Here is a 6496-nt window from a genome sequence, read left to right on the forward strand (position 1 = left end):
GCGGAGGATCGCGGTCTTCGGCCTCGGCAGGTCGGGACTGACGGCTGCGCGCGCCCTGAAGGCCGGCGGGGCCCTGCCGGTTCTGTGGGACGACAGCGTCTCCAGCCGGATGCAGGCCGAGGCCGAAGGGTTCGCGGTCGAGGACCTGACGGGCGCCGACTGGTCGGGGTTCGCCGCCCTGGTGCTGTCGCCGGGCGCGCCGCTGACGCATCCCAAGCCGCACTGGACGGTCGGCAAGGCGAAGGCGGTGGGCGTCGAGGTGATCGGCGACATCGAACTGTTCGCGCGGGCGATCGCCGCCCTGCCGGAGGGGGAGCGGCCCAAGGTCGTCGCCATCACCGGCACCAACGGCAAGTCGACCACGACGGCCCTGATCGGCTGGGTGCTGAAACAGGCCGGGCTGACGGTCCATGTCGGCGGCAACATCGGCATCGGCGTGCTGGCCCTGCCCGCGCCGACGCCGGGCGCGGTCTATGTGATCGAGGCATCCAGCTATCAGCTGGACCTGACGACCGGCTTCGCCCCCGATGTGGCGATACTGACCAATGTCAGCCCGGACCATCTGGACCGGCACGGCGGGATGGAGGGGTATGTCGCGGCCAAGGCGCGGATCTTCGCGGCGCAGGGGCCGGACGGACTGGCGCTGGTCGGCGTGGACGAGAGCTGGGGGCAGGGTGTGGCCGCCCGGCTGGGACGCGCCCGGACTGTCAGCACAACGGGAGCTGCTGCGGACATCACGGCCGGCGGCGGCAGGCTGCAGGCCGCCGACGGCGTCACCGTCGATCTCGCTCCGGCCCGTTCTCTGCCCGGCCGCCACAACGCCCAGAACGCGGCCTTCGCATACGCCGCCGCCCGTGCGCTGGGCGTCAGCCATGAAGCAGCGGTCACCGGCCTGCTCACCTTCCCCGGCCTCGCCCATCGCATGGAGGAGGTCGCCCGCCTCGGCCGCGTCCGTTTCGTCAACGACTCCAAGGCCACCAACGCCGACGCTGCGCGGCAGGCGCTGGCCAGCTATGAGCGCAGTTTCTGGATCGCCGGCGGTCGCGCCAAGGCCGGCGGGATCGACGATCTGGAGGACCTGTTCCCCCGCGTCGTCGAGGCCTTCCTGATCGGCGAGGCGGCGGGGCCGTTCGCCGCCCGGCTGGGCGACACCCCCCACCGGATCAGCGGCGACATGGCCAGCGCCGTGAAGGCCGCCGCGGAGGCCGCCGCCGCGACCGGACGCGACGAGGTCGTGCTGCTGTCGCCCGCCGCCGCCAGTTTCGACCAGTATCCCGACTTCGAGGCGCGAGGAGAGGCCTTCCGCGCCGCCGTCCTGGCCCTCGGCGCCACGCCCCCCGCCTCTTTGGCTCGCGCATCATGACCGACTACAGCCCCGCCTTCTCGCGCAACGACCAGAGCCCGATCGCCAAGTGGTTCTGGACCGTCGACCGCGGCCTGCTGGCGGCGGCGCTGACGCTGGTGGCGCTGGGCGTGTCGCTGAGTTTCGCCTCCAGCCCGGCGGCCATTCTGGCGGACCAGTCGATCAGCGACCCCTTCCACTACTCCTGGCGGATGATCGTCTGGGCGTCCGGCGGGACGGTGCTGATGCTGCTGGCGTCGCTGCTGTCGCCGCGCGGGGTGCGCCGGATCGCCCTGCTGGCCCTGCTCGGGGCCATCGTGGTCATGGCCGCCCTGCCGTTCATCGGCAATGAGGTGAAGGGGGCGGCTCGCTGGGTCAATCTGGGGCCGTTCAGCCTGCAGCCGTCCGAATTCGCCAAGCCGAGCCTGATCGTCTGCGCCGCCTGGATGTTCTCCGAGGCCCAGAAGGGGCAGGGGGTGCCCGGCGTCAGCATCGCCTTCGGGGCCTGGGCCCTGACCGTGGGCCTGCTGCTGATCCAGCCCGACATCGGCCAGACGCTGCTGATCACCACCACCTTCATGGCCGTCTTCTTCATGGCCGGGGTGCCGCTGAAGTGGGTCGCGGCCCTGGCCGCCGCCGGCATGGCCGGGGTGGTCGGCCTGTATTTCACCTTCAGCCACATGCGCGACCGCCTCAGCCGCTTCCTGTCGCCCGAGACCACCGACACCCACCAGATCGACCGCGCCTCCGAAGCCATCCGCGCCGGCGGCCTTGTCGGACGCGGCGTCGGCGAGGGGGTGATGAAGCGCTCCGTGCCCGACCTGCACACCGACTTCATCTATTCCGTCGGCGCCGAGGAATTCGGCCTGGTGCTGTCGCTGGCCATGATCAGCCTCTACGCCTTCATCGTCGTGCGGGGGATGCGGCGGGCCATGAAGCTGACCGATCCGTTCGAGCAGACGGCGGCGGCGGGGCTGTTCATGCTGATCGGCCTGCAGGCCTGCATCAACATCGCGGTGAACCTGAACCTGATCCCGACCAAGGGGATGACCCTGCCCTTCATCAGCTATGGCGGCTCGTCGATGCTGGCCATGGGGCTGACCATGGGCCTCGCCCTGGCCTTGACCCGCCGCCGCCCCGGCGCCTACGAGCCGGGGGCCAGCCTGCCGCAGGGCCGGCGGATTTTGCCCTAAGTCGTCATCCTCCGGCGAGCGTAGCGAGACCGGGGGACCCAGCGGCGCGCGAGAGCGCGAACCTGCCGCAGACCCGGTGCGTGAACAGGTCGCCTTGGGCGCCGCTGGGTCCCCCGGTCTGCGCCGCGAAGACGCGGCTTGCCGGAGGATGACGAAAGGATATTGAAGGGCGATGACATCCAAAGTCTGCGTCGTCGCCGCCGGGGGCACCGGGGGCCATATGTTCCCCGCCGAGGCCCTGTCGCGCGAGCTTCAGGCGCGCGGCTGGCGCATCGTCCTGGCCACCGATCATCGCGGCGAGGCCTATGCCCACAACTTCCCCGCCGAGGAGCGGATCGCGCTGGACGCCGCCACCGGGCGCGGCCCGATCGGCATGGCGAAGGCCGGCGTGGCCATCGCACGCGGCGTGCTCAAGGCCCGCAAGGCGCTGAAGAGGCTGGACGCGGCCGTGGTCGTGGGCTTCGGCGGCTATCCGTCGGCGCCGGCCCTGATCGCGGCGCTGAGCCAGCGGCGGCCGACGTTGCTGCATGAACAGAACGCCGTCCTCGGACGCACCAACCGCTGGCTGGCGCCCTATGTCGGCGCCGTCGCCTCGTCCTTCCCCGATCTGCAGAAGGTCCCGCAGGGGCTGGGCGCGCGCGTCTCCCTGGTCGGCAACCCGGTGCGGCCCGACATCCGCGCCCTGTACGATCGCGTCTGGATCCCGCCGACGGCGGACGGCCCGATCCATGTCCTGGTCACCGGCGGCAGCCAGGGCGCCCGCATCCTGGCCGAGACCGCGCCCCGGGCGCTGGCGGCCCTGCCCGGGGCGATCCGCGCCCGGCTGAAGGTGCAGCAGCAGTCCCGGGCCGAGACGCTGGAGGCGGCGCAGCAGATCTATCTGGAGGCCGGGATCGCCGCCGAGGTCGCGCCCTTCTTCCGCGACATGGCGCACCGTTTGTCGGCGGCGCATCTGGTCATCGGCCGGGCGGGCGCCTCGACCTGTTCGGAGCTGGCGGTGGCCGCCGTGCCTTCGCTGCTGATCCCGCTCAAGATCGCCATGGACGACCACCAGCGCTTCAACGCCCTCAGCCTCGCCGACGCCGGCGGGGCCGAGGTGATGCTGGAGGACGATGTGACGGTTCAGGCCCTGACGGCGGCCTTGCTGCCGCTGCTGTCCGATCCCGCCCGCCTGTCGGCCATGAGCGCGGGCGCTCGCTCCGCCGCCCTGCCGGACGCCACGCGGGCCCTGGCCGATATGGTCGAGGCGGCGGCCCGCCCGGCCTGATCCCTCAGGGCTGGGCGGCGAAGATCTCGGCCGCAGAGGCGCGCGCCGCGGCCAGGGTGGGCAGGGGACGGGTGCGCGGACGTTCCGCGGCGCAGGCGGCCCCCATCGTCACCGCGCCGGGCGTGCCCGCCGCCGGCGCGGCCCCCGCGGCTGGCCCGGCGTCGGTCCGGACATAGGTCGCGTCCTGATAGACGGCGGTGCGCACCGTGCGGACGGTGCCCGCCGCGCAGTCGATGTCCCATTCCAGCGCCAGCGTATTGGCCCCGCCCGGAATGGCCTGTTTCAGGAACAGCCAGGTCCAGGCCTGGGTATGGCCGGCCTCGCCCGGTTTCGGCGTGGTGATGAAGGCGACGGCGCCCGGCGTCTGGAAGAGCTGGCGCATGGGCTCGTCCGGCCCTTGTGTGGCGTCCTGGGCCGAAGCGGCCGCGGGGATCACAGCGGCCATCGCCGCCGCCAGACAGATGTCGAATAGTTTCATGATTGCGCCTCCGGATCGCGATTATGTCCAAAAAGCGGCGCTATGCGAGTCCCGGAAGCATTTGAAATACATATTCAATGTCTGGTTATGGGCCTGCCAGGGCTGCGCGCCCCACGCGAACGGCGTCGGCCAGATTGTCGGCGTCCGCCTCGCCCGCGGCGGCCGGATCGCAGGCGACGGCCAGCAGCTCCGCCGCATCGCCGCCGGGCGCGGCGTCATAGGCCGGGGCCGGGTCCGGCGTCGCCGGCCCCTCGGCGCCGCCCTCGCGCACCGAGACGAAGTCGAGCCGGTCGGCGGTTCGCGCGGCGCAGTCGAAGCTCCACCACGACCAGCCGCCCCAGTAGGTCTGCCCGCCCGCCTGGAAATCCTCCTCGGTCACCTGCAGGCTGCGCATCCGGACGCGGTCGCCGTCCCGGGAGATGGTCGACAGGTCGGCCAGCACCGCGAACCGGCCCACGCCGGTCAGCACAAGCCGATGGTCTTGTTGCGGCCGGGCGCAGGCGGGCGAGGCCAGCAGGGCTGCGCTCAGGATGGCCGGCAGGATCGCTTTCATACGCCATCGTAACCGCGCGTTGACCGGGACGCGACTAGGCTCTCCCGATGACGCGCTTCATGACGCTCGACTTCGCCGAGGGGGATCGGCCCGCGATGCTGGACCGCGTCCTCGGCATGGCGCGCGCACCCTATGGCTATGTCGTCACGCCCAATGTGGACCACGTCATCAAGCTGATGGACGGCCGCGTCTCGCGCGACGTCTATGAGGGCGCCGATCTGAAGATCTGCGACAGCCGGATACTGGCCCATCTGGCCCGGCTGCGCGGGATGGCCCTGCCGGTCTATCCGGGGTCGGACATGACCGCCGACCTGCTGGCCTCGCCGGCCGCCGAGGGGCTGGTGATCGCGGTCTTCGGGCCCGATCACGCCGCCTTCGACGATCTGGCCGCCCGCTACCCGCGCCTCGACCTGCGCTGGATCGAGGCCCCCATGCTGACCCCGGGAACGCCCGGCTGGACCGCCGCCGTCGAGGCCGCGGCCAGCGCGGAGTGGGACGTCCTGCTGGCCTGCGTCTCCTTCCCCAAACAGGAGCTGTTCGCCCACGCCCTGCGCGCCGCAGGGCGGAAGACCGGCGCAGCCCTGTGCGTCGGGGCCTCGGTCGATTTCCTGACCGGCCGCCAGCAGCGCGCGCCGCGCATATTCCGGCAGCTGTCGCTGGAGTGGCTGTACCGTCTGCTCAGCCAGCCGCGCCGCATGTTCCGCCGCTATGTGATCGAGGGGCCGGCCATCTTCGGCTGGTTTGTGAAGACGGAAGTGCTGGGCTCGCGCCCATAAAACCGTGCATCCCCGCCTTCGCGGGGATGCACGGATGGAAAGGCCTAGGCCGCCACGATCTCTTCCGCCTGATTCAGGTCCACGCTGACCAGCTGCGACACGCCGCGCTCGGGCATGGTGACGCCGTACAGGCGGTCCATCCGGCTCATGGTCACCGGATTGTGGGTGATGACGATGAAGCGGGTGTCGGTCCGCTTCCGCATCTCGTCCAGCATGCGGCAGAAGCGGTCGACGTTGGCGTCGTCCAGCGGGGCGTCGACCTCGTCCAGCACGCACACAGGGGCCGGGTTGGCCAAGAAGACGGCGAAGATCAGGGCCGCCGCCGTCAGGGCCTGCTCGCCGCCTGACATCAGGCTCATCACCGCCAGCCGCTTGCCGGGCGGGCAGGCGTAGATCTCAAGACCGGCTTCCAGCGGATCGTCGCTCTCGACCAGTTTCAGCTCGGCCTGGCCGCCGCCGAACAGGGCCTCGAACAGGCTCTTGAAATTGTCGTTGATGACGTCGAACGCCGCCACCAGCCGCTCGCGGCCCTCGGCGTTCAGCTCGTCGATGCCGTCGCGCAGCTTGGCGATGGCCGAGGTCAGGTCCGAGCGCTCGACCTTCATGGTCTGCAGCCGGTCGCCGTATTCGACCGCCTCGTCCTCGGCGCGCAGATTGACGGCGCCGAGGGCTTCGCGCTCGCGCTCCAGGCCGAACAGCAGGCTTTCGGCGCCGGCGGCGTCGGGGGGGCGGGCGATGGCGTCGTCGGTCAGCTTCTGGCCCAGTTCCTCGGGCGACATCTGGGCGGTTTCGCGGACATTGGCCGTGGCCTCGAACAGTCGTTCGGCCGCTGCTTCCGACCGCGCGGCCAGCCCCGCGCGCGCCTCGCGCGCCGTGGAGGCGGCCGC

The 6496-nt window shown here is 71.5% G+C and carries 6 protein-coding genes and 1 pseudogene; 4 read left to right on the forward strand and 3 right to left on the reverse strand.

What is annotated here, in order from left to right; translation table 11 throughout:
* The 3 genes from murD to murG all read left to right on the forward strand — a co-directional run.
* Positions 1 to 1363 (forward strand): UDP-N-acetylmuramoyl-L-alanine--D-glutamate ligase (gene murD / locus V6M42_RS03585; protein ID WP_332677208.1); only part of this gene is annotated, 1363 nt, incomplete at its 5' end.
* The gene (locus V6M42_RS03590) at positions 1357 to 2535 is read left to right on the forward strand and encodes an FtsW/RodA/SpoVE family cell cycle protein (RefSeq protein WP_332657565.1); all 1179 of its coding nucleotides are present in this window, start codon (positions 1357 to 1359) and stop codon (positions 2533 to 2535) included. The genes murD and V6M42_RS03590, both read left to right, overlap by 7 nt.
* 172 nt (positions 2536 to 2707) lie before the next feature.
* Positions 2708 to 3802, forward strand: a complete 1095-nt coding sequence (gene murG / locus V6M42_RS03595; RefSeq protein ID WP_332677209.1) for an undecaprenyldiphospho-muramoylpentapeptide beta-N-acetylglucosaminyltransferase — start codon at positions 2708 to 2710, stop codon at positions 3800 to 3802.
* A gap of 4 nt (positions 3803 to 3806) precedes the next feature.
* Here the strand turns inward: murG and V6M42_RS03600 are convergent, their stop codons facing one another.
* Positions 3807 to 4280, reverse strand: a complete 474-nt coding sequence (locus V6M42_RS03600; protein WP_332657548.1) for a hypothetical protein — start codon at positions 4278 to 4280, stop codon at positions 3807 to 3809.
* A gap of 85 nt (positions 4281 to 4365) precedes the next feature.
* Positions 4366 to 4833 (reverse strand): surface-adhesin E family protein, encoded by a 468-nt coding sequence (locus V6M42_RS03605; RefSeq protein WP_332677211.1) that lies wholly within the window; start codon positions 4831 to 4833, stop codon positions 4366 to 4368.
* Between the two features lie 47 nt (positions 4834 to 4880).
* Between V6M42_RS03605 and V6M42_RS03610 the strand changes: the two genes are divergently transcribed.
* Positions 4881 to 5609 carry a WecB/TagA/CpsF family glycosyltransferase gene (locus V6M42_RS03610; RefSeq protein ID WP_332677213.1) on the forward strand — a complete coding sequence of 243 codons (729 nt, stop codon included), beginning with the start codon at positions 4881 to 4883 and terminating at the stop codon, positions 5607 to 5609.
* 44 nt (positions 5610 to 5653) lie between these two features.
* Here the strand turns inward: V6M42_RS03610 and V6M42_RS03615 are convergent.
* A pseudogene (locus tag V6M42_RS03615) lies at positions 5654 to 6496 on the reverse strand (chromosome segregation protein SMC); the annotation flags it as partial.

The organism is Brevundimonas sp., from assembly GCF_036677305.1.
In the GTDB taxonomy this organism is placed as follows: domain Bacteria; phylum Pseudomonadota; class Alphaproteobacteria; order Caulobacterales; family Caulobacteraceae; genus Brevundimonas.